This window comes from Sphingomonas sp., assembly GCF_031426035.1.
Taxonomy (GTDB): Bacteria; Pseudomonadota; Alphaproteobacteria; order Sphingomonadales; family Sphingomonadaceae; genus Sphingomicrobium.
Genome location: NZ_JANPKO010000096.1, coordinates 33,597 through 55,271, shown reverse-complemented (window position 1 = coordinate 55,271; position 21,675 = coordinate 33,597). Strand labels below are relative to the sequence as shown.

20 protein-coding genes are annotated in these 21,675 nt (G+C 66.6%); 14 read left to right on the top strand and 6 right to left on the bottom strand.

Annotation, left to right across the window (positions count from 1 at the left end):
• Window positions 1–12: 12 nt before the first annotated feature.
• Complete coding sequence (locus RMP08_RS06905; RefSeq protein WP_310468256.1) at window positions 13–636, bottom strand: hypothetical protein; 624 nt, start codon at window positions 634–636, stop codon at window positions 13–15.
• Window positions 623–1,621 carry a ligase-associated DNA damage response exonuclease gene (locus RMP08_RS06900; RefSeq protein WP_310468255.1) on the bottom strand — a complete coding sequence of 333 codons (999 nt, stop codon included), beginning with the start codon at window positions 1,619–1,621 and terminating at the stop codon, window positions 623–625. The genes RMP08_RS06905 and RMP08_RS06900 overlap by 14 nt, the downstream gene beginning before the upstream one ends.
• A 56-nt stretch (window positions 1,622–1,677) precedes the next feature.
• Between RMP08_RS06900 and RMP08_RS06895 the strand changes: the two genes are divergently transcribed.
• The 4 genes from RMP08_RS06895 (at window position 1,678) to RMP08_RS06880 (ending at window position 8,278) form a co-directional block, all read left to right on the top strand.
• Entirely contained in the window at window positions 1,678–1,872 is a 195-nt protein-coding gene (locus RMP08_RS06895; protein WP_310468254.1) for a hypothetical protein, read from the top strand.
• Window positions 1,869–4,283, top strand: coding sequence for a ligase-associated DNA damage response DEXH box helicase (locus RMP08_RS06890; RefSeq protein WP_310468270.1), 2,415 nt, complete (start codon window positions 1,869–1,871; stop codon window positions 4,281–4,283). Before RMP08_RS06895 ends, RMP08_RS06890 begins: the two co-directional genes overlap by 4 nt.
• Window positions 4,284–4,326: 43 nt before the next feature.
• Window positions 4,327–4,608, top strand: coding sequence for a hypothetical protein (locus RMP08_RS06885; protein WP_310468253.1), 282 nt, complete (start codon window positions 4,327–4,329; stop codon window positions 4,606–4,608).
• A gap of 1,513 nt (window positions 4,609–6,121) precedes the next feature.
• Window positions 6,122–8,278, top strand: a complete 2,157-nt coding sequence (locus tag RMP08_RS06880; RefSeq protein ID WP_310468252.1) for a calcium-binding protein — start codon at window positions 6,122–6,124, stop codon at window positions 8,276–8,278.
• A gap of 232 nt (window positions 8,279–8,510) precedes the next feature.
• On the opposite strand, the gene RMP08_RS06875 is transcribed toward RMP08_RS06880, so the two are convergent.
• Window positions 8,511–10,019, bottom strand: a complete 1,509-nt coding sequence (locus RMP08_RS06875; protein WP_310468251.1) for a M20/M25/M40 family metallo-hydrolase — start codon at window positions 10,017–10,019, stop codon at window positions 8,511–8,513.
• A gap of 134 nt (window positions 10,020–10,153) precedes the next feature.
• On the opposite strand from RMP08_RS06875, the gene gntA reads away from it, so the two are divergent.
• The 4 genes from gntA (at window position 10,154) to pdeM (ending at window position 12,634) form a co-directional block, all read left to right on the top strand.
• Window positions 10,154–10,846 (top strand): guanitoxin biosynthesis heme-dependent pre-guanitoxin N-hydroxylase GntA, encoded by a 693-nt coding sequence (gntA, locus tag RMP08_RS06870; protein ID WP_310468250.1) that lies wholly within the window; start codon window positions 10,154–10,156, stop codon window positions 10,844–10,846.
• On the top strand, window positions 10,836–11,417 hold the full coding sequence (locus RMP08_RS06865) for an urea carboxylase-associated family protein (protein ID WP_310468249.1): 582 nt from the start codon (window positions 10,836–10,838) through the stop codon (window positions 11,415–11,417). The genes gntA and RMP08_RS06865 overlap by 11 nt, the downstream gene beginning before the upstream one ends.
• Window positions 11,418–11,479: 62 nt before the next feature.
• Window positions 11,480–11,932: a hypothetical protein gene (locus RMP08_RS06860; protein ID WP_310468269.1), complete on the top strand. Its 453-nt coding sequence runs from the start codon at window positions 11,480–11,482 to the stop codon at window positions 11,930–11,932.
• Between the two features lie 39 nt (window positions 11,933–11,971).
• Window positions 11,972–12,634 (top strand): ligase-associated DNA damage response endonuclease PdeM, encoded by a 663-nt coding sequence (gene pdeM / locus RMP08_RS06855; protein ID WP_310468248.1) that lies wholly within the window; start codon window positions 11,972–11,974, stop codon window positions 12,632–12,634.
• On the opposite strand, the gene RMP08_RS06850 is transcribed toward pdeM, so the two are convergent.
• Window positions 12,623–13,168 (bottom strand): hypothetical protein, encoded by a 546-nt coding sequence (locus RMP08_RS06850; RefSeq protein WP_310468247.1) that lies wholly within the window; start codon window positions 13,166–13,168, stop codon window positions 12,623–12,625. The two genes, pdeM and RMP08_RS06850, sit on opposite strands and share 12 nt — an antisense overlap.
• A complete protein-coding gene (gene pabB / locus RMP08_RS06845; protein WP_310468246.1) occupies window positions 13,165–14,892 on the bottom strand; it encodes an aminodeoxychorismate synthase component I in 1,728 nt (575 codons plus the stop codon). The genes RMP08_RS06850 and pabB overlap by 4 nt, the downstream gene beginning before the upstream one ends.
• 46 nt (window positions 14,893–14,938) lie before the next feature.
• On the opposite strand from pabB, the gene RMP08_RS06840 reads away from it, so the two are divergent.
• Genes RMP08_RS06840 through RMP08_RS06830 form a run of 3 tightly spaced genes read left to right on the top strand, consistent with a single transcriptional unit; the run spans window position 14,939 to window position 18,812 of the window.
• Window positions 14,939–16,201, top strand: coding sequence for a dipeptidase (locus RMP08_RS06840; protein ID WP_310468245.1), 1,263 nt, complete (start codon window positions 14,939–14,941; stop codon window positions 16,199–16,201).
• A gap of 23 nt (window positions 16,202–16,224) precedes the next feature.
• Window positions 16,225–18,144: a prolyl oligopeptidase family serine peptidase gene (locus tag RMP08_RS06835; protein ID WP_310468244.1), complete on the top strand. Its 1,920-nt coding sequence runs from the start codon at window positions 16,225–16,227 to the stop codon at window positions 18,142–18,144.
• Window positions 18,141–18,812, top strand: coding sequence for an MBL fold metallo-hydrolase (locus tag RMP08_RS06830; RefSeq protein ID WP_310468243.1), 672 nt, complete (start codon window positions 18,141–18,143; stop codon window positions 18,810–18,812). The genes RMP08_RS06835 and RMP08_RS06830 overlap by 4 nt, the downstream gene beginning before the upstream one ends.
• Before the next feature lie 21 nt (window positions 18,813–18,833).
• On the opposite strand, the gene RMP08_RS06825 is transcribed toward RMP08_RS06830, so the two are convergent.
• Window positions 18,834–19,145, bottom strand: a complete 312-nt coding sequence (locus RMP08_RS06825; protein ID WP_310468242.1) for a hypothetical protein — start codon at window positions 19,143–19,145, stop codon at window positions 18,834–18,836.
• A 240-nt stretch (window positions 19,146–19,385) separates the two neighbouring features.
• On the opposite strand from RMP08_RS06825, the gene rpmF reads away from it, so the two are divergent.
• Genes rpmF through RMP08_RS06810 form a run of 3 tightly spaced genes read left to right on the top strand, consistent with a single transcriptional unit; the run spans window position 19,386 to window position 21,614 of the window.
• Window positions 19,386–19,565 carry a 50S ribosomal protein L32 gene (rpmF, locus tag RMP08_RS06820; protein WP_310468241.1) on the top strand — a complete coding sequence of 60 codons (180 nt, stop codon included), beginning with the start codon at window positions 19,386–19,388 and terminating at the stop codon, window positions 19,563–19,565.
• A 28-nt stretch (window positions 19,566–19,593) separates the two neighbouring features.
• Window positions 19,594–20,643 (top strand): phosphate acyltransferase PlsX, encoded by a 1,050-nt coding sequence (gene plsX, locus RMP08_RS06815; RefSeq protein WP_310468240.1) that lies wholly within the window; start codon window positions 19,594–19,596, stop codon window positions 20,641–20,643.
• Window positions 20,640–21,614 carry a beta-ketoacyl-ACP synthase III gene (locus RMP08_RS06810; RefSeq protein ID WP_310468239.1) on the top strand — a complete coding sequence of 325 codons (975 nt, stop codon included), beginning with the start codon at window positions 20,640–20,642 and terminating at the stop codon, window positions 21,612–21,614. The genes plsX and RMP08_RS06810 overlap by 4 nt, the downstream gene beginning before the upstream one ends.
• Window positions 21,615–21,675 lie beyond the last annotated feature (61 nt).

Below are 21,675 nucleotides of genomic sequence, written 5' to 3'. Positions count from 1 at the left end.
CGCGGTGCAGGTTCAGCGGCCGATGCACTTCGTCAGGTCACCGTCGGCGATCCGCCGGGCCTTGGCATTCTGGTCCGGGCCGGGCGGAACGACCGCAACGACGCAGGCCGGATTGGCGAGGCGGGCGACAACCAGATTGCTGATGTCGGGCCGGATCGGCTCGGGGCCCGCCGCGACATTCAACCGTACAATCAGCGCCGACGGTTGATCTTCGGCCCCGCGCCATTCGGCGGTCTTGCCGAGGCTGTTGAAGGCGCCGTTTGCGACCAGGCTCGACAGCTGCAAGCGCGACCGCCCTCCGCCCGGCGCGATCACCACGACGTCTTGGCGCAGGTCGCTTTCGCTGATTTCGAGCGCATAGCCGGCCGGGCCGCCGCACGAATGGCGAGAGTAGCCGCCCTCCTCGTCGTTGCGCTCGAGTTCCTTGCACGCAGCGGGGTCGATCGACGAGTAACGCCCGGCATCGACCTCCGGGGGTCGAGCGGCTTGCGGTCGAGCCGTGGCGGCGACGTCCGGCTGTTCAACCACTGACGGATTTCGGGCAAGGTTGCTTTCCGGCACGGGCGAACCGCTGTCGCAGCCGCTGACCAGCGCAACGGCGAGCAGCCAGCTTCGTGCGCCCTCAATCATCTTCATCTTCGTACCCCACCAAATTCAGTTCCCGCGCCTTGATCTGGCGCGTCATGCACCAATGCATCAGCGCATCCTCGCGGCCATGCGTGATCCATACTTCCTTGGGCGCGACCTCGCGGATGGTGGTGGTCAGCTCGTCCCAGTCGGCGTGGTCGGAGATGATCAACGGCAGCTCGACATTGCGCTGGCGGGCACGTTGGCGGATGCGCATCCAGCCCGACGCCATTGCCGTCACCGGATCGGGCAGGCGCCGCGACCAGCGGTCGTTCAATGCGCCCGGCGGGCAGATCACGATGTGGCCCGCGATGTCCGCCTTGGCCGCGTCGGCGACCGGGCGAAGCTCGCCGAGCGGCACGCCCAATTCCTCATACAGGCGGCACAAGCGCTCCATCGCGCCATGGTAATAGATCGGCGCGTCGTGGCCGCGGTGGCGCAATTCCATGATCACCCGCTGCGCCTTGCCCAAAGCGTAGGCGCCGACCAGCACGCAGCGGCTCGGGTCGGCGTGGAGGCGGTGAAGCAGGCGGTCGATCTCGCTGCCAGTATCGGGATGGCGGAACACCGGCAGGCCGAAGGTCGCCTCGGTGATGAAGATGTCGCACGGCACCGGCACGAACGGCGGGCAGGTCGGGTCGGCGCGGCGCTTGTAGTCGCCCGACACGACGACTCGCTCTCCCTTGTATTCGAGCACGATCTGAGCCGAGCCGAGGACGTGGCCGGCGGGGACGAAGCCGACCTCGACTTCGCCCAGCCGCACGCTGTCGCCATAGCCCACCGGGTGCCCGCTCTGCTCGCCATAGCGCACGCCCATGATCGCCAGCGTCTCGGCGGTCGCCCACACTTCGCCGTGGCCGCCGCGGGCGTGATCGGCATGGCCGTGGGTGACGAGCGCGCGCGGCTTGGGCTGCGAGGGGTCGACCCACGCGTCCGCGGGGCGCACATAGATGCCTTCGGGACAAGGCTCGATCCAGGAACCCAGGCGGGGCATTGCGAGCTATAGTGGATGGATCGCCGGCGAGTTCCCCGGCGCAAGGAGATTCGAGAATGGACGAGACCCTGTGGAGTTTGATGAATATCGTCGGCCCGGCAATCCTGCTCATCCTTTTGGTGTGGGTGGTGATCCGCTCGCGCCGGCGCAGCGGTGCGACCACCGACACCACCGCGCAGACCGAACGCGCGACCGACGCCCAGTATGACGCCGAGGAGCAGCGCCGCCGCGACGGGACCGACGGCCTCTGAACGACGCCGGACTTCCCGCGGTCGTCCAGCGCTGGTTTAGCGAGCGCGGCTGGCAACCGCGCCGCCACCAGCTCGAGATGCTCGGCGTGGCGCGCGCCGGGAACAGCGCGCTGCTGGTCGCCGCGACCGGGGCCGGCAAGACGCTGGCGGGGTTCCTGCCGACGATCTGCGACCTGATCGAGGCGCCCGCCGAGGGGCTGCACACCTTGTATGTGTCGCCGCTCAAAGCGCTCGGGGTCGACGTCCAGCGCAACCTGCTCGGGCCGATTGCCGAGATGGGGCTCAGCATTCGCGTCGAAACGCGCAGCGGCGACACGCCGTCGGACCGCAAGAAACGCCAGCGCGAGCGTCCGCCCCACATCCTGCTTACCACGCCTGAATCGCTCAGCCTGCTGCTCAGCTACCCCGACAGCGCGACGCTGTTCGCGGGCTTGAAGACGATCGTCGTCGACGAGCTGCACGCCTTCGCGCGTGAAAAACGCGGCGACTTGCTGGCGCTGTCGATGGCGCGGCTGGAGGTGCTCGCGCCGGGGCTCAGGCGGGTCGGCTTGTCGGCGACCATCGCCGACCCCGACGCCTACCGCTCGTGGCTCGCGCCCGATGCCGACATCGACGCGGTCGCGCTGGTCGAGGGCGACCCCGGCGCCGCGGCCGACCTTTCGATCCTCATTCCCGACGGGCGCATCCCGTGGTCGGGCCATTCGGGGCGGCACGCCGCGCGCGAGGTGATGGGGCTGATCGAGCGGCACCGGACGACGCTGATCTTCTGCAACACGCGCAGCCTCGCCGAACTGATTTTCCAGGACCTGTGGGCGGTTAACGACCTGTCGCTGGCGATCGGCATCCATCACGGCAGCCTGGCATTGGAAGCACGGCGCCGGATCGAGGCGGCGATGAGCGCGGGCAAGTTGCGCGGGCTGGTCGCGACCTCGAGCCTCGACCTCGGGATCGACTGGGGGGACATCGACCTCGTCGTCCAGATGGGCGCGCCCAAGGGCAGCTCGCGGCTGCTGCAGCGGATCGGCCGCTCCAACCACCGCCTCGACGAGCCGAGCCGCGGCATGATCGTGCCCGGCAACCGCTTCGAATATCTCGAAGCGCGCGCGGCACTGGACGCGATCGGCGACAACGAGCTCGACCCCGAAATCTTCCGCCCCGGCGCGCTCGACGTGCTCGCCCAGCATATCCTGGCGATCGCCTGCGCGGGGCCGTTCGACGAGGCCGAGCTGCTCGCCGAAGTGCGCTCGGCGTCGCCGTATGCGGGGCTCAAGGACGAGACCTTCCAGGAGATCCTCAGCTTCATCGCCACCGGGGGATACGCGCTCAAAGCCTATGACAAGTTCCGCCGGCTGGTGCCCGAGGGCGACGGGCGGTGGCGGATCACGCGGCCGGCGGTGGCGGTGCAGCACCGCATGAACGCGGGGATCATCGTCGAGGCGCCTTTGCTCAGCGTGCGCTTCAAGAACGGGCGGAAGCTGGGCACGGTCGAGGAAGGCTTTGCTTCGACTTTGACTCCGGGCGACCATTTCTTCTTCGCCGGGCTGAGCCTCGAGGTTGAACGCATCAAGGACGGTGATATCCTGGTCCACGCCTCATCGAAATCGGCGCGGATCGTCACTTACGGCGGGCAGCGGATGTCGATGTCGACCCACCTCGCCGACCGCGTCCGCCACATGCTGTGCGACCGCAACGACTGGCACCGCTTCCCCGACGACGTCGCCGAGTGGCTCGAGGTGCAGGGCCGGCGATCGCGGCTGCCCGAGCCGCACGAATTGCTGGTCGAGACCTTCGAGCACCACGGCCGCCACTTCATGGTCGCCTACAGCTTCGAGGGATGGAACGCGCACCAGTCGCTCGGCATGCTGCTGACGCGGCGGATGGAGCATGCCGGGCTCAAGCCGCTGGGCTTCGTCGCCAACGACTACGGCCTGGCGTGCTACGGGCTCGAGCCGATCACCGACCCGCAATCACTGTTCTCGCCCGACATCCTGGAACAGGAATTCACCGACTGGGTCGAGCAATCCTATCTGCTCAAATCGGCCTTCCGCGAGGTCGCGGTGATCGGCGGGCTAGTCGAGCGCCACCATCCGGGACAGCGCAAGTCGGGGCGCCAGGTGAGCTTCTCGACCGACCTCATCTACGACGTGCTGCGCCGCTACGAGCCCGGGCATCTCCTGCTGCGTGCGGCGTGGGAGGATGCGCGGGCGAGGATGACCGAGCTCGGCCGGCTGGTGCGCCTGGTCGACCGCGCCGCGGCGACCATGGTCCATGTCCACGCCGACCGCATCACCCCGATGGCGGTGCCGCTGATGGTGATCGTCGGGCGCGAGGCGATGCCTCCCGGCGGCGAGGCGGACGAAACGTTGCTGATCCAGGCCGAAGCGCTGGCGCAGGAGGCGATGGCGGGGTGATCGTTCATTGCCGGTACGCGCGGCCTGTGCGAGTCTCGCGCCCATGAAAGCATTTGCCCTGATCGCCGCCGGGCTGTCGCTGAGCGGCTGCGTGGTCGGCACCATCGCCAGCACCGCGGTCGATGTCGCGACGCTGCCGGTCAAGGTCGCCGGCCATGCGGTCGACGCCGCGACCACCAGCCAGGCCGAAGCCGACGCCAACGCCGGCCGCGCCGCGCGCCGCGCCGACGAGCAGCTCGGCCGCGAGCTGCGCGCGCTCGCCGAGCGCTGCCGCAAGGGAAAGACCTGGCCGAGCGACGACTGCCGTCGAGTCCAGCCGCGCTGATCGCGGAGGCCGGCGCAGACTGCCGCGCGGGCGATTCAAGCCGCTAAAGTCCTTATTGTCCCGTACCCGGCGACCATTTTTGTGACTTTACGGGGGTAGCAGGGGCGTAGGGAGAAAGTGGGGGGATCGACGACGTCAAAGAGCCCCAAAACGACTCGGGCACGGCCAGTGTCTCACGGATTTTCTAATGTAGGACAGCGAAATCGGCGGAGCTGACGCCCAGCCGAGCGCGATCCGCAGTACTAATTAGTATTGTGTCCCCGAAACCGCAGCCGATTGCGACCCGCCGTACTAATTAGTATTGTGTCCCCGAAATTCGTGTCCCCGAAATCCGCGGCGAGCCATCAAGGGTAAACTTAGCCGATGTCCGGCTGGAACAGCCTCTTAGACTTCGCTGTGCTGGCGAGAGCAAGATGGGCACAGAATCGGGGCTCACTGGAGAAAGCGCTTCAGCTCGTACAGCGCGACCCTAGGCCCGGCAGCAGGTATTCGCGGCTGCTTCCACTGTATCGCCTGACACTGATGCTGTCCCTAGGCGAACCTCGCAGGTCCGAGCTGGCGCGGTCGATCCTGGCCGAGGACTGGCCCGTAACTCGGCCTGAGGAGGTGTATTTCGACGCTTACCGGCGGTTCGTTTGCGGTGTCGCCCTAGGCAATATCGATGACGCGACGGAGGCAGCCGGAGAGATGCGCCACATCGATGTCGACCCGTTCATAGCGAACACCCTCCGCAGGGTAGATGTCTAACGTCCGCAATGGTGGAAAGCGGCGATTAGATCGGCAATGCTGCTCCAAAAAGGGTGAATGATGTTTGATGCAATCGGGGCCTTCACCAAACAGTTTAAGCCGGTCGAAGGCGGATACCTCTATTACCCGTCGAAACGCGCGGGTGGTAAGCTCGTGACTGACGAAGAATTTGAAGCTCTTGCGGCTAACTGGCAACGGGTTGCAAGCAGACGTGGAACTTGGAAAACTGCTGGACTAGTCGGTCTGGCAATTTTGGTCTGGACGCTTTTGTCGCAAGCTCTGGCACTGCCAGAGCGGACAGATTGGGTCATCATCGCTGCGTGTGTAGCATCCGTGACCGGGTGGCTGCTCTGGTCTAGCTTGGCACCTCGCCGCCTAGTCAGTGGCCGTCCCGACATCGCTCCACCGCGCTCCGCTTGCCAAGTCCGGCGAGAGGTTCGCGCAATGCTCAATTGGCCGTTTATAATCTTTGCGCTCCTTCTGACTGGGGCCATGTTCTTTGGCGCATTGATTTCGCTGCCTGGGTCAATTGCTACTTGGGCATGGGCCATCGGAAGCGGCACACTGTTCGCAGTTTACCTGTGGGCCGCATTCAAAAAGCTGACTGACCCACGAGGATGAATGTCCGCAATGGGTGGAAAGCGGACATGGGAAGCCTTGCTGGTGGATGATTGACTCGCTGGACCAGCAGCGTAGGCTGAACATGCGGGGCCGCAGAAAAACTTGATAATTCCTAGTGGGCTACGCCGCCGCGAGGAGGATCGTTATGCCCGTCGTCAACGGTAGCAACGGTAATGATTTTATCCACCGCGCCGGAGATGGGCGCAGTGTCCCTGCGGGCCATGCCGACATTAGCGGGGTGACAACCGGTAACGACACAATCTACGGCCTAGGCGGCAACGATTACCTCTTCGGCGACTTGGGCAACGACACGCTCAACGGCGGCACTGGCGCCGACAGGATGGACGGCGGAGCCGGCAACGACTGGTTTTACGTCGACGCTGCAGCGGACACGGTCATCGAGCTCGCCGACGGAGGAACCGACCGTATTCTGTCTTCTGTGAGCTACGCGCTCGCCGCAGGAGCGCATGTCGAAATCCTCACGACCACCAACACGGCAGGGACGACGGCGCTTAATCTGACCGGCAATTCCTTCGTCCAGACCATCCACGGCAACGCCGGCGTCAATACCTTGAACGGCGGTGGCGGCGCCGACACGCTGGTCGGCTTTGCCGGCAACGATTTTTATTATGTCGACACGGCCGCCGACATTGTCACCGAGGCGGCGGGCGGCGGCCTCGACCGGGTCTTCACAACGGTCAGTTATGCGCTGAACGCCTCGACCCAGGTCGAAATCCTCAGCGCTTCCGTGGCAGCGGCGACGACCGCGATCAATTTGACGGGCAACGGCTTTGCCCAGACGCTGACCGGAAATGCAGGCGCCAACATCCTGAACGGCGGCGGCGGAGCCGATACAATGATCGGCTACGGGGGCAACGACTGGTATTATGTCGACAATGCCGGCGACCAGGTGACCGAGGGCGCCAGCGGCGGCTTCTCCGATCGTATTCTCGCTTCGGTCAGTTACGCTCTTGCGGCAGCCGCTCAGATCGAGATCTTGACCACGACAAACACCGCCGGAACAGGCGCGATCAACCTCACCGGTAACGATTTTTCTCAGCACATCCTCGGCAATGCCGGCCACAACATTCTCGACGGCCGCGGCGGCAACGACATCCTGAATGGCAGCGGCGGCCACGACATCCTGATCGGCGGCCCCGGGATCGACGCTCTAAATGGACAAGATGGTCATGACGTTTACATCGTGGCGACAGGAGCGGACCATGGCGCGGCCGAGTTTGCCGACACCGAAAGCGGATTTTATGAAAACGAGGTGCGCTTCACTTCAACGATCGCCGACGACACGCTTGTCCTCTATGCGGGCGACACAGGCATAGAGCGGATTGTGATCGGTACGGGCCTCGCTGGGACCGGATTGGGCGGCGGGGCCGACACCACCGGCACCACCGCGCTTAACGTCAATGCCGCGGCTCTGGGCTATGGTGTCAGCATTAATGGCAATGCCGGTGACAACATCCTTACCGGCGGCAGCGGCAATGACGGGCTCAACGGAGGCCCCGGGAGCGACTCGCTTTACGGTGGCGCGGGCAACGACGTGCTCAGCAGCTACGGCGATGGCGATCTACTAGTGGGCGGTGCCGGAGACGACACGTATTATATCCATAGCGCCGGAAACACGGTCGTGGAGAACATCGGTGAAGGGATCGAGTATCTGGAAACCACGCTCGATTTCTACGTGCTACCCGCAAACGTCGAAAACGGAGCTCCCGTTTCCGTTTTTTATGGGACCATGTATGGCAACGAGCTCGACAACAACATTTCGTTTCAATGGTCTCAGGGCGGATATCTCTACGGACAGGGCGGAAATGACACATTGACCGCTGGCAACGGAAATTTGGTCGGTTATAATTACCAACTGTACGGCGGCAGCGGAAACGACATCTTGCGCGGCGCCGATTTCGCTGATGTTCTGCAGGGGGACAGCGGGGCTGATAACTTGTGGGGCGGCGGCTTCTCCGACCGGTTCGTCTTCGTCTCGTGGCAGGACTCTACGATTGCTTCTTTCGACACGATCCACGACTTCGTATCGGGTGGCGTCCCCCAGATATCTGATGGGATCGACCTGTCGGCAATCGACGCCATTTACAATCCGGATGTCAGAGCAAACGAAGCCTTCACCTATGTTGCCTTCGGTACCGGTGTAGCGGGTCAAATCTGGTGGGTTACCAGCTCTAGCGTCCCAGGCTTGTACGTTGTCTATGCGGACGTGGACGGTGGCGGGGCTGACATCCGGATTGATGTCGTCACCGATTCCTTGAGCGTGAACGACTTCAGTTTCTGATCGACGGTCCGTCTCAACGGAACGGACGCAAGCCTTCTGCCGTCGAATGTCTGCTTTGGGTCGAAAGCGGACATTCGCCGTCAATGAAAACAGGGACTGGTTCGCTGGCGCCTCCCGCCGGGTAATGTATTGCAGCGCCTGAGACGATCCGAATTCGGACACCCTCTCCCCGGCCTGTCGACATGGCTGCCCTACGCCGCGCGCACTTCGCTTTCACGCCTGAAAGATGCTCCTACCGCCCCCGCTTCGCCGCCGCCGCGACCTCGTATAGATAATCGACGTAGAACATCGCGGATTCGTCCAGCCCGGCGATTTTGGGGTTGGCGCTTTCGATCAAATACCATTCGTTGGGGGCGTGGGCGCCCGAGCCGCGGCCGATGCCGAAGCCGCCCGCCGGCAAGTTGAGTGGGGCGCCGGTGAACACCACGCCGGGCCATGAGCCGGCCGCGCGCGGCTCGACCGAAAAAGCCACGCCGGCGCGCTCGAGCACCGCCTTCTGGGTGCGGACGAGCAGGCTGTCCTCCTCGGTCTGGGTCGGGTCGTAGCCGCCGCTGACATTGACCTCGATGTCGGGGTAGCCGTGCTGGACGAGGTGCGCCTTCAGCTTGGCGACGGCGTCCTCGCGGGTCATGTCGGGCACGAGCCGCAGGTCGATCTTGGCTTCGGCGCGGCCGGGCAACACGGTCTTGCCGCCGGGGCCCATGTAGCCGCTGACCAGCCCCTGGATGTTGATCGTCGGCTGCGACGCGAGGCGCTGCATGGCAGTGGTGAAATCCTCGTCGGCGATCCATTTCTTGAGGCCGAGGCCCTTCATCACGTCGGCCTCATTGTCCTTGGCCGCGGCCTCGGCGATCAGGGTCTTCTGGCGCGCGGTGAGCGGTTTGACATGCTCGAACCAGCCGGCCACCGCGGGGGTGTGGCCGTCGTCCTTGACCAGGGTGCCGAGCGCCTTGACCAGCCGCCACGCGGGGCTGTCGACGCTCGCCATCAGGCTCGAGTGGACATCCTTGCTCGGGCCGCGGCCCCATTTCTCGCCGCTCGCGATCAGCTGCAATTCGACGATGCCCTTGGCGCCCAATTCGACGCTGGCCGAGCCGGTCGACGACTGGCCGGCGCCGGGGATGAACACGCCGATGCACTGCTTGAGCGCGGGGAGCACGGCGGGGTTGGCGATGACCTGCTTGAAGTTGGGCGAGCCGATCTCCTCCTCGCCCTCGGCGACCAGCACGACGTTGACGGGGAGCTTGCGCCCCGTAGCCTTGAACGCCTTCAGGGCGGCGAGGAAGGCGATCTCCGGCCCCTTCTGGTTGACCGCGCCGCGGCCGACGATCGCCTTGCCTTCGCCGGAGCGGTCGACGATCCGCGCCTCGAGCGGGGGCGAGCTCCATTCTGCGGCATCGAACTGCTTGACGTCGTACATGAAGTAGAGGCCGATGCAGTCGCGCGCGCCGGCGTCGAGGGTGGCGAACACGCCGGGGACGCCGCTGGTCTGGACCACCGTCGCCTGCTGGAAGCCGGCGTCGAGCGCGAGGCGGCGCATATGCTCGGCGCCTTCGACCACGTTGAGCTTTTCGGCGGCGATGGTGGGGAGCTTGATCCAGTCCTGGAGCGCCTGGACGTTGGCGGCGTGGCCCGCCTTGACCGCCGCCGCGAGCTCGCCGCGGTTGGGGGTTTGCGCAGTCGCGGCGATCGCGGTGGTCAGGCCAAGCGCGGCGACCAGGCCGCGGCAGATCATGCGCATCGAATTTTCCCCTGCTTGTATTGCCGGAACATCGCTTGCCGAAGCCGCGCTGTCCAGCCGGGGGGCGGGGCGGAGGCGACACGGTATAAAGTCTTGGTCTGCAACTTAATCCGCGGGCGCATCGTTGCGGGCGGATGTTGTGCGTACCCGACGATAAAGGCCACCCGCTGGCGAGCCGGCTGGCCGAGTTCATCGCCGCCGCGGATTTCCCGTGCGTAGGGGCCAAGGCGGCGCTCAACCGCGACGGCATGCGGTTCGTCGCGGCGCGCGATTTCCGCTCGGGGTGGGACGATCTGCGGGTCATCCCGGCGCTGCTCGACCTCGCCAGATCGTATCGCGCCGACCCGCAACTGTTCCAGTCGCTGGTGGTGATCTTCGAGAGCGGCGCGCCCGACAGCGAGGAAGAGTTTGAACGCATCCTGTGGCGGCGGCTGCAATCGCTGAGCGACAAGGACGAATGGCTCGGCCAGCCGCCCGACGCGCGCGTGGCGCACGACCCGGCCGACCCGCATTTCGCGATGAGCTTTGGCGGCGAGGCGTTTTTCGTGGTCGGGCTGCATCCCAAGGCGAGCCGGCCGGCGCGGCGGTTCGCTTTTCCGGCGATGGTGTTCAACCTCCACGACCAGTTCGAGACGCTGCGCGCCGAGGGGCGCTACGACAAGTTGCGCGAAACAATCATCGGGCGCGATGTCGCGCTGGCGGGATCGGCCAACCCGATGCTGGCGCCGCACGGCACGCTGTCGGCGGCGCGGCAGTATAGCGGGCGCGCAGTGGACGGCGAATGGGCGTGCCCGTTCACGGGGCGGGGGCGCCGCGATGCCGCATGAAATCGCGCCGCGGTCGGGGGTCGCGTTGACGCTCGCCAAGGGGCAGACGCTGACGGTGATCGACCCGCAGGGTGAGCAGGTGGCCGATTTGCTCGCGTACAGCCGCGACGACGTGCGCGAGGTGATCAGCGCCGGGCGGACGCTCGATTATGCGTCGAAGATTTACCTGACGACGGGCGACCCGCTGTATTCGAACCGCTCGAACGTGATGCTCGAGATCGTCGCCGACGATGTCGGGCGGCATGATTTTCTGCTGACTCCGTGCTCGAAGGACACGTTCCGGATCATCTATGGCGATACCGACCCGCACCGCGGATGCTTCGGCAATCTGGCTGAGGCGCTGGCGCCGTACGGGATTGAAGAGGACATGATCCCGACCGCGTTCAACTGCTTCATGCACGTCGTGGTGGACGGGGTGAGCGGCCGACTGTCGGTCGAGCCGCCGCGCTCGAAAGCGGGGGACCGGATCGTGTTCGAATCGCGGATGGATTTGATCATCGGGCTGACTGCCTGCTCGGCGCTGCAATCGAACAACGGGTCGTTCAAGCCGATCGAATGGCAGGTCGACTGACGCCGTTCGAAGGATGGGCGCGGGATGGACAAGGCGGGCGGCGGCGCGCCAAGAGCGGCGCGATGCGCTATTTCCTCGACACCGAGTTCAACGGCTTTGGCGGAGGCCTGATCAGCCTTGCTTTGGTCCCCGACCATGGCGAGGAATTCTATGTCATCGTCGAGTGCGAGGGGCCGATCCACCCGTGGGTCGAGCGCCATGTGCTGCCCTACCTCGACCATGTTCCCGTGGGGATGAAAGCGGCGCCGGTGAGCCGCCGCGCGGCGGCCGATGCGCTGTCGGCCTATCTCGCGCCCGACCGCTCGCCCGAGATCGTCGCCGACTGGCCCGAGGATATCGCGCAATTGTGCATGCTGCTGCTGACCGGGCCGGGGGACATGGTGCCGATCCCCGAGATGCTGTTCCGGATCTATCCGATGCCGGGGTTCAGCACCGCCGACAACAGCAAGGTCCCGCACAACGCGCTGCACGACGCAAGGGCGCTGCGCGACCATGTCTGCGACACGCTGGAGTGAGGGCTTTCAATCCCCCGCCAACGCGGTAAAGCGCTGGCTATGGTTCCCCTTTCGTTCGCTGGTGCGGAGTTTGCCGCTTGTGGCGAGGGCGCGTTGTTCTGGCCCGAGCAAAACGCCTTGCTGCTCGCCGATTTGCACCTCGAGAAAGCGAGCTGGTTCGCGGTGGGGGGGCAGTTCTTGCCGCCGTACGATTCGGCGGCGACGCTCAGCGCGGTCGCGGCGATGGTCGAGCGCACCGGCGCGGCGCGATTATATTGCCTCGGCGACAGCTTTCACGATCCTCAGGGGTGCGACCGGCTGCCCGCGGCGCCGCGCGCGATGCTGACCGGGCTGACCGCGGCGCTCGACTGGGTGTGGATCGTCGGCAACCACGACCCGGGTTTTTCCGACTTGTGCGGCGGGCGGATCGCCGACGAGGTCGAGGTTGGCGGGATCGTGCTGCGCCACGAGGCGGTGGTGGGCGAGCCGCGCGGCGAGATCTCGGGGCATTTCCACCCCAAATTGCGGCTCCATCTGCACGGGCGCAACGTGTCGCGGCGGTGCTTCGTGGCGTCGGCGACCAAGCTGATCCTGCCCGCGTTCGGCTCGCTGACCGGCGGGCTCGACGCCGCGCACCCCGAGATCATGCGCCATGTCGGCGGGCCGGCGGCGGCCCTGGTGCCGATCGCCGACCGCCTGCTGCGGTTTCCGCTAGCGGCCTGAGGCGGCAACCGCGACCACGGCCTTTCTGATGGTTAAGGAAGTTCGCGAAATCTCGTCGGTTAGGGTCGCCTTCATCTGGTAGCGACCGAGTTGGTCCGTTGTCTCCAGGTGAAATCCGAACGATGCCGATGACGCGAGCAGGTGGTCGCCGCCGGCCGGCCCCTCCCATGCTGCGGCGGTAGTTTCCTTGTCATAAGGCCGACCGTCTGGCGCGGTCACGGCGAATGTCACCGACAATTTGCACTGCCCGTCGCCCCCGGGGGTGCAGCCGCTGAACACGATTACGGCGTGAACGGGCTTGGCGTGCGTAATCGTGTCGGTCGTGACAATCTGCGGTGGCGTTGAGACCTCCCATGCTTTCCAGAACGCGTCGATATCGGGGACGACCAGGAGCTTGGCCCTGAGACGCCCGTTCGACGCCTCGGACGTGTCGCCGCTGGTTCCAATTTGAGTGTACGGGCCGGCTTGATCCTGTTTCGCGGCAAGAGTCGACGCTGAGGCGATCGCGGCCAGAAGGACTAGGAAACTGTTCATGCCAGCCGCGCGCGGAGCAGGCCGCGCAGCATGTTGCCGATGTAGAAGCCGTCGGCGAGGTCGGCCGCGATGAGGTCGCATTCCATCGCCTTGCCGCTGTCGACCAGGCTCGCGCGGAGGATGCCGGGGAGCAGGCCGCGGCTGAGCGGCGGGGTGACCAAGGTGCCGCCGCGGTCGACGAAGACGTTGGTGAAACTGCCTTCGGTGACGAAGCCTTCGGGATCGGTAAAGACCACTTCGAAGGCGCCGCTGGCGGTCCGCGCGTCGTCGTAAAAGCCGCGCTCGCTGGTCTTGTGGCGGAGGCGGGCGTCATCGGTGGCGACCGGCAATGGGCAAAGTTTGACCTCGACCGGGCCCGGCGCGGGCTCGTCGATCGGCTTGACCTCGATCGCCATCGTGCCGGTTGGCGACAGCAGCAGGCGCGCGGCGCAGACATGTTTCTTGCCGAAGGTCGCGGCCTGGAGTTCGTTGCGCGCGGCGTGATGGTCGAAGGTGAAGCCGAGCTCGGCCGCCGAGCGCTGCAGGCGCTGGAAGTGGCGCGGCAGCTCGACCACCCCCTCCTCGGGGTCGAAGCGCATGGTCTCGATGAGGTCGGGCAAATCGGCGGCGCGGGTCACATAGTCTCCCTTGAGGCGGCACTCGGCCCATTCATCGGCGGCAACGCTGTCGACGACAAGCCCCGAGCCGAGCCCGAGGCGGGCTGCGGCGGCGCCGTCGGCGAGCTCGAGGGTGCGGATGAGGACGTTGAATGACGCATCCCCGCCGGGTTCGATCCAGCCCATCGAGCCGGTGTAGGCGCCGCGCGGTTCGGGCTCGAGCTCGCGCAAATGGAGCATGGCGGAGATCTTGGGCGCGCCGGTGATCGAGCCGCACGGGAAGATCGTGCGCAGCACGTCGATCGCGTCGAGCCCGGGGCGCAAGGTGGCGGTGACCCGCGACACCATCTGGTGGACGGTGGGGAAGCTTTCGACCTCGAACAGAGCGGGGACCTCGACGCTGCCGGTCTCCGCGATGCGCGCGAGGTCGTTGCGCAAGAGGTCGACGATCATGAGATTCTCGGCGCGCTGCTTGGGGTCGCCGCGGAGGTGGGCGATGGCGGCGGCATCGGCCGCGGGGTCGGCGAAGCGCGGCGCGGTACCTTTCATCGGCTTGGCTTCGACGTTCCCGTTGCGAATAGTAAAAAACTGCTCGGGCGATAGCGACAGCAGCCAGCCGCCGGGGTGGCGCACCACCCCGCCCCACCCGGGAAGCGCCTCGCGCCGCAGCTGGGCGTATGCGGCGAGCGGGTCGCCGAGCAATGTCACGTCGCAGCCGAAGGTCAGATTGGCCTGGTAGAAATCGCCGGCGAACAGATGCTCGCGGACTTGGGCGGCGGCGGCGAGGTAGGCTTCGGCGGCAATGCGCGGGCGCGGCGGGCCGAGGCGCGCGGTGCCGTAGATGGGCCGCGCGCGCTCGAACCCGTCGAACAGTCCGAACCACAGCAAGGGGCCGGCGATGGCACGCGCCTTGCCCGCCAGCGCGGGATCGAGCGCGAAGCCGGCTTCGTAGGCGAGGAAGCCGGCGGCATGGCGGCCGCTGGCGATCTCGGCGCGGAGTTGTTCGAGCGCGGGGAGGACTTCGGCTTCGCTATGCGCCACCACTTCGCCGACCGGATTGCGATAGAGGCGCGGGGGGGCGCCGCCGGGGCGGGCGTCGTCGAACAGCAGGAACGGCGCGGCGGGCATGCCAAGGCAATTGCACGCTTGGCCAAGCGTCCGTAAACCCCGCCCGATGATGTGCCTCAAATCGCTCGGCTTTGCCGTTCTCCTGGCGACCGCCGCCGCCGCGTCCGCGCAGACCGCGCCGATCGACCCCAAGGTCCAGGCGCGGATCGACCGCATCCTCAAGCGCACCCCGCTGATCGACGGGCACAATGATTTGCCCGGCGAGCTGCGCGAGAAATATGCGTTCGGTGTGAGCGGGCTCGAGAGCGGCGCCGACAAGCTCGAAAAACCGCTGATGACCGACATGGCGCGGCTCCGCGCGGGGCGCGTCGGCGGGCAATTCTGGTCGGTGTATATCTCGGGCACGATCACCGGCGACGAGGCGATCCGCACCACCATCGAGCAAATCGACATCGCGCGGCGGCTGATCGCGGCCTATCCGCAGGACCTCGCGCTGGCGTCGACCGCCGACGACGTGGTGCGCATCCACAAAGCGGGAAAAGTGGCGTCGCTGCTCGGGATCGAGGGGGGGCGGCAGATCGGCGGGTCGCTCGCCGCGCTGCGCCAATTCTACACGCTGGGCGTGCGCTACATGACGCTGACCCACAACCAGACCACCGAATGGGCCGACAGCGCGACCGACGAGCCCAAGCATGACGGGATCAGCCCGGTCGGCGCGGTGATGGTCAAGGAAATGAACCGGCTCGGGATGCTGGTCGACTTGAGCCACGTCTCGCCGGCGGCGATGAAGGACGCCATCCCGATGAGCCAGGCGCCGGTGATCTTCTCCCACTCCAACGCTTTTGCGCTCAACCCGCACCCGCGCAACGTGCCCGACGATGTTCTGCAATTGCTGCCGGCCAATGGCGGGGTGGTGATGGTCAATTTCTTCCCGGTGTTCCTGTCGCCCGAGGTGCGACAATTTGCACTGCAGCGGACCGCCGAGGAGGCTCGACTGAAGGCGCTGACCCCGTTCAGCGCGGCGACCGCCGAGGCCGCGCTCAAGGCGTGGGATGCAGCTCACCCGCGGCCAACCGTCGGGGTCGGCCTGGTCGCGGACCATATCGAGCACATCGTCAAGGTCGCCGGGCACGACCATGTCGGGATCGGCGCCGATCTCGACGGCATCCCGTTCACCGCCGAGGGGCTCGACAGCGTTGCCACCTACCCCGTTCTGTTCGCCGAATTGATCCGCCGCGGGTGGAGCGACGCCAATTTGGCCAAGCTCGCCGGGGGCAATGTGCTGCGCGCGCTACGCCGGGCGGAGGACATGGCGGTGCGGATGACCCATGTCCCGCCGGCGCTGTCGCCGCTCACCCCCACCCCTTAAGCCTGCCCACCTGGAGTATCGCCTTGCGTAAACCGCTGTTGCTGGTCGCCGTCGCGGCCCTTTCGATTTCCGTCCCCGCCGCCGCCGAGGTGCCCAAGCCGGCCGCGCTGACCGCCGACGGGGTGCCGCCGGTGCCCGACGAGCTGGCGGTGACCAGCCGCCCCTACATGGAGTTCCGCAGCGCCGGCTTCGCGGGGTGGAACGCGGCCGACCGCTCGATGCTGATCGCCACGCGGTTCGCCAACACCGCGCAATTGCACAAGGTCGCCGCGCCGCTCGGCATGCGCCGCCAGATCAGCTTCGAGGCCGAGCCGGTCGGCGGCAGCTGGTCGCCGACCGGGGACACTCTGGTGGTCACCCGCGACAAGGGCGGCGATGAATTTTTTCAGTTGTTCACCTTGAAGGCGGGCCGCCTGACCCAGGTCACCGACGGCAAGAGCCGCAACGAGTTCGGCAGCTGGAGCAAGGACGGCAAGATCGCCGGCTACAGCTCGACCCGCCGCAACGGCAGCGACAGCGACCTCTATGTGGTCGACCCGCGCAACCCCAAGAGCGACCGGCTGGTGGCGCAAGTGAAGGGCGGCGGGTGGAATTTCGCCGACTTCGCGCCGGGCGGGACGCAGGCGGTGGTGCTCAACTACATCTCGATCACCGACGCCGATCCGTATTTGCTCGAAATTGCGACGGGTAAGCTGACGGCGATCGGCGACCACGCGCAGGCAATCAGCTACGGCGATGCCGAGTTCGGGCCCGACGGGCGGCTGTGGGTGACCTCGGACGAGGGCTCCGACGTCCAGCGGCTGGGCACGCTCGATCCCGCGACCGGGCGCTTTACCCCGGTCACGCCGGGCGGGCGCTGGGACGTCGAGGAGTTCGCGCTGAGCGAGGACGGGCGGACCGTCGCTTTCACCGTCAACGAGGCCGGGAGCAGCCGGCTGCATTTGCTCGACGTAGCGTCGGGCACCAGCCGCGCGGTCACCGCGCTGCCGGTCGGGGTGGTGAGCGGGCTCGAGTTCGCGCCGTGGGGCACGCTCGGCCTGACCCTGTCGTCGGCGCACAGCCCGGCCGATGCCTTCGCGGTCGACCCGGCGAGCCTGGCGGTGACGCGCTGGACCGAAAGCGAGACCGGCGGGCTCGACCCCACGGTCAACGCCGCGCCCGAGCTGATTGAAGTCAAAAGCTTCGATGGCGAGGCGGTTTCGGGCTTCCTCTACCGCCCCGACCCCAAGCGCTTTCCCGGCAAGCGGCCGCTGATCGTCAACATCCACGGCGGCCCCGAAGCGCAGTTCCGGCCGAGCTTCCTCGGGCGCAACAACTATCTCCTCAACGAGCTCGGGATCGCGATCTTCTTCCCCAACGTGCGCGGCTCGTCGGGCTACGGCAAGCGCTTCGTCAGCCTCGACAACGGGCCGTTCAAGCGCGAGGATTCGGTCAAGGACATCGGCGCCTTCCTCGACCGGCTGAGCGCCGACCCGCGGCTCGACGGCGGTCGCATGGCGGTCACCGGCGGCAGCTACGGCGGCTACATGTGCTACGCTTCGGCGATCGCCTATCCGGCGCGCTTCAAGGGCGCCTTGTGCAACGTCGCGATCTCCAATTTCGTCAGCTTCCTCGAGAACACCCAAAGCTATCGCCGCGACTTGCGCCGGGTCGAATATGGCGACGAGCGCGACCCCGCGCAGCGCGCCAAATTGCTCGAGATCGCACCGCTCAGGCGGGTCGGCGAGATCCGCGCGCCGCTGTTCGTGGTGCAGGGCGCCAACGACCCGCGGGTGCCCAAGTCGGAGGCCGACCAGATCGTCAAGGCGGTGCGCAGCGGCGGCAATCCGGTGTGGTATTTGGTCGGCGAAAACGAGGGCCACGGCTTCGCCAAGAAGGAAAATGTCGACTATCTGTTCTGGTCGACGATGATGTTCTGGCAGAGCAATCTGCTCAAGCGATGAATGCGCCCGCCCCTCCTCCGCTCAAGGCGGCGATCATTCCGGTCACGCCGCTGCAGCAGAATTGCACCTTGCTGTGGTGCACCGCGACGATGCGCGGGGCGTTCGTCGATCCCGGCGGCGACCTCGCCCAATTGAAGGCGGCGGCGGCGCACAATGGGGTGACGATCGAGAAGATCCTGCTGACCCACGGTCATATCGACCATTGCGGATCGGCCGGGGTGCTCGCCGCCGAGCTGGGCGTGCCGATCGAGGGCCCGCACGAGGCCGACCTGTTCTGGATCAGCCGGCTGGAGGAGGACGGGCGGCGCTGGAACGTGTTCGGCCAGCCGTTCGCGCCCGACCGCTGGCTGGTCGATCAGGACAGGGTGACGGTCGGGGAGCTGACCTTCGATGTCCGCCACTGCCCGGGGCACACGCCGGGGCATGTCGTGTTCCACCACGCGCCGTCGAAGCTGGCGCTGGTCGGGGATGTGCTGTTCAAGGGCTCGATCGGGCGCTGGGATTTCCCGATGGGCAACCACGCCCAGCTGATCGCCTCGATCACCGAGCGGCTGTGGCCGATGGGCGGCGACACCGCGTTCGTCCCGGGCCACGGCCCGATGTCGACCTTCGGCCACGAGCGCGCGACCAATCCCCTGGTCGGCGACCGTGTGCTGGCGGCGGCGTGAGCTAAGGGCAGGTCGCCCGCCTTATGGCGTGAACCTGCGGATGCAATCAGCGTAGGAGCTGAAGCCGGCCAGCTCGAGCTCGGCGGCATCCCGCCAATTGTCGCAGCGATGGGCGACGAACCCGCCCTTTTCCGAATCCGAGCTGATGTTGAGGCTGACGCATTCGCCCATCGACAGCCCGGGGACATCGCCGCTGGCGACCAGCTCGCGGCAGAACGACTGGATATCGCTTGCACCCCCGTCCTTGCGCGCCGCCGCATGGGCCGGGTCCGTGGCCATCAGCGGCGCCGCCACGACCGCGGCCGCGGCCAGATACACCATTGGCTTTTTCATGATTGGCTCCCCCTGCCGAATCGAGCGCCTGTCCTGACAGGGTGCGCGAACGGAGTCGATTCCCGTCCGTAACGAACTGCCCGGCAGTGTTGGTCGAACGGCGGAGCCTTGCGCTGTGTCGCCCATGCGCTATAGGAGCCGCGTTCGCGACGATCGACCGCCGCCACGGGACTGTCCCGTTCGAGCTAGGCGCAGATCGTCGCCAATTTTTTTGTCGTCCAAGATTTAGCAGGTGCCGAAATGGCCGTTCCGAAAAGAAAAACCTCGCCCTCGAAGCGCAACATGCGCCGCAGCCACCATGCGCTGTCGCCGGTCAACTTCCAGGAATGCCCGAATTGCGGCGAACTGAAGCTGCCGCACAATCTGTGCGTGCCGTGCGGCCACTACAACGGCCGCGAGATCGTCTCGAGCGAGGCCTGACCGGTCTAGCGGAGCAAGGCGCCACGCGATGACCGCAGGCCCGCGCATCGCCATCGACGCCATGGGGGGCGACAGCGGTCCCGCCGCGATGCTTGGCGGGCTCGCCCGCGCGCGGCGCAAGGAGCCCGACCTCCACTTCCTGCTGTTCGGCGACGAGACGCGGATCCGCCCCGAGCTGGCGCGCTATCGCGGGTTGGAGCAGGCGCTGACCCTGATCCACACCACCGACTTCATCACCCCCGAGGAGAAGCCGAGCCAGGCGATCCGCCGCGCCCGCACCACCTCGATGGGCATGGCGATCAACGCGGTCAAGGACGGCCAGGCCGACGCCGCATTGTCGGGCGGCAACACCGGCGCGATGATGGCGATGGCCAAGCTTGCGCTGCGCACCATGCCGGGGATCGACCGCCCGGCGCTGGCGGCGCTGCTGCCCACGCTCGGCACGCATGACTGCGTGATGCTCGATTTGGGCGCCAACACCGAGTGCGACGCGCAGAACCTCGTCCAGTTCGCGGTGATGGGCGCGGCCTATGCGCGAACCGTGCTCGAGCTGTCGCGGCCGCGGGTCAAATTGCTCAACATCGGCACCGAGGAATTGAAGGGCACCGACGAGCTGAAGGAAGCCGCCGCGCTGCTCCGCGATGCCGATTATTTGCCGCTGCGCTTCGACGGTTTTACCGAGGGCGACCAATTGTCGCGCGGCAATATCGACGTCGTCGTCACCGACGGTTTCTCGGGCAATATCGCGCTCAAGACCGCCGAGGGCACCGCGCGGTTCGTCACCGACCTGTTGCGCAATGCGTTCAAGAGCTCGTTGCGCTCGAAGGCCGGGTTCGCTTTGTCGCGGCCCGCGCTCAATTTATTGAAAGTCCACCTCGACCCCAACAACCATAACGGCGCGGTTTTCCTGGGATTGAACGGGCTGGTGGTGAAGAGCCACGGCGGGGCCAACGCCAAGGGGGTCGCCAATGCGGTCGGAGTGGCGGCGCGGATGGTGCGCAACCAGACCACGCGCAAGATCGGCGAGGACCTCGACAATTTCCGCGCCCACGCGTTCGCCGCCGAGGCTGCGCAATGAGCGAGATCGCAACCGCCCGCCGCTCGGTGGTGGCCGGGGTCGGCTCGGCGCTGCCCGCGCGGCGGGTCGACAATGCCGAGCTGATCGAGCGCGTCGACACCACCGACCAGTGGATCGTCGAGCGCACCGGGATCCGCAGCCGCTACATCGCCGGCGACGGCGAGACCACCGCCTCGCTGGCGCATGACGCGTGCGTCAAAGCGCTCGAGCATGCCGGGATCGCGGCGGCCGAGGTCGACCTGATCGTGCTTGCGACCGCGACCCCCGACCAGACTTTTCCGAGCTCGGCGACCAAGGTCCAGGCGATGCTCGGCATCCCCGACTGCATCGCGTTCGACGTCCACGCGGTGTGCACCGGCTTTCTCTATGCGCTGACCGTCGCCGATTCGATGCTGCGCTCGGGCAGCGCCAAGACCGCGCTGGTGATCGGCGCCGAGACCTTCAGCCGCCTGCTCGACTGGGAGGACCGCACCACCTGCGTATTGTTCGGCGACGGCGCCGGGGCGCTGGTGCTGCGCGCGGAGGAAGGGACACGCGGAATCCTCGCCACCAAGCTCCACGCCGACGGGCGCCACAACGACTTGCTGTTCGTCGACGGCGGGCCATCGACCACGGGGACGGTCGGCAAATTGCGGATGAAGGGGCGCGAGGTATTCCGCCACGCGGTGGTCAACCTCGCCGATGTGCTCAACGAAGTGCTGGGCATCGCCGGCCTGACCTCGGCCGATGTCGACTGGGTGGTGCCGCACCAGGCCAATGTGCGGATTCTCGACGCCACCGCGCGCAAACTCGGGCTGCCGCCGGAAAAAGTCGTGGTCACCGTCGACCGCCACGCCAACACCTCGGCGGCATCGGTCCCGCTGGCGCTCGACACCGCGGTCCGGGACGGCCGCATCAAGCGCGGCGACCTGATCGTGCTGGAAGCGATGGGTGGGGGGTTTACATGGGGCGCGGCGGCGCTCAAGTATTGATATAGCTTAAGAATCGAGCGAAATGTCGAATTGCCGACACGGGCAGTTTCCGTTACGCAGA

Excerpts from the sequence above, each read along its gene's own strand:
- RMP08_RS06825 (WP_310468242.1), bottom strand. The coding sequence starts at position 19,145 with ATGAAAAAGCCAATGGTGTATCTGGCCGCGGCCGCGGTCGTGGCGGCG.
- RMP08_RS06840 (WP_310468245.1), top strand. The coding sequence starts at position 14,939 with ATGATGTGCCTCAAATCGCTCGGCTTTGCCGTTCTCCTGGCGACCGCC.
- pdeM (WP_310468248.1), top strand. The coding sequence starts at position 11,972 with ATGGTTCCCCTTTCGTTCGCTGGTGCGGAGTTTGCCGCTTGTGGCGAG.
- gntA (WP_310468250.1), top strand. The coding sequence starts at position 10,154 with ATGTTGTGCGTACCCGACGATAAAGGCCACCCGCTGGCGAGCCGGCTG.
- RMP08_RS06900 (WP_310468255.1), bottom strand. The coding sequence starts at position 1,621 with ATGCCCCGCCTGGGTTCCTGGATCGAGCCTTGTCCCGAAGGCATCTAT.
- RMP08_RS06880 (WP_310468252.1), top strand. The coding sequence starts at position 6,122 with ATGCCCGTCGTCAACGGTAGCAACGGTAATGATTTTATCCACCGCGCC.
- RMP08_RS06860 (WP_310468269.1), top strand. The coding sequence starts at position 11,480 with ATGCGCTATTTCCTCGACACCGAGTTCAACGGCTTTGGCGGAGGCCTG.
- RMP08_RS06865 (WP_310468249.1), top strand. The coding sequence starts at position 10,836 with ATGCCGCATGAAATCGCGCCGCGGTCGGGGGTCGCGTTGACGCTCGCC.
- RMP08_RS06905 (WP_310468256.1), bottom strand. The coding sequence starts at position 636 with ATGAAGATGATTGAGGGCGCACGAAGCTGGCTGCTCGCCGTTGCGCTG.
- pabB (WP_310468246.1), bottom strand. The coding sequence starts at position 14,892 with ATGCCCGCCGCGCCGTTCCTGCTGTTCGACGACGCCCGCCCCGGCGGC.
- RMP08_RS06850 (WP_310468247.1), bottom strand. The coding sequence starts at position 13,168 with ATGAACAGTTTCCTAGTCCTTCTGGCCGCGATCGCCTCAGCGTCGACT.
- RMP08_RS06830 (WP_310468243.1), top strand. The coding sequence starts at position 18,141 with ATGAATGCGCCCGCCCCTCCTCCGCTCAAGGCGGCGATCATTCCGGTC.
- RMP08_RS06895 (WP_310468254.1), top strand. The coding sequence starts at position 1,678 with ATGGACGAGACCCTGTGGAGTTTGATGAATATCGTCGGCCCGGCAATC.
- RMP08_RS06885 (WP_310468253.1), top strand. The coding sequence starts at position 4,327 with ATGAAAGCATTTGCCCTGATCGCCGCCGGGCTGTCGCTGAGCGGCTGC.
- plsX (WP_310468240.1), top strand. The coding sequence starts at position 19,594 with ATGACCGCAGGCCCGCGCATCGCCATCGACGCCATGGGGGGCGACAGC.
- rpmF (WP_310468241.1), top strand. The coding sequence starts at position 19,386 with ATGGCCGTTCCGAAAAGAAAAACCTCGCCCTCGAAGCGCAACATGCGC.
- RMP08_RS06810 (WP_310468239.1), top strand. The coding sequence starts at position 20,640 with ATGAGCGAGATCGCAACCGCCCGCCGCTCGGTGGTGGCCGGGGTCGGC.
- RMP08_RS06875 (WP_310468251.1), bottom strand. The coding sequence starts at position 10,019 with ATGCGCATGATCTGCCGCGGCCTGGTCGCCGCGCTTGGCCTGACCACC.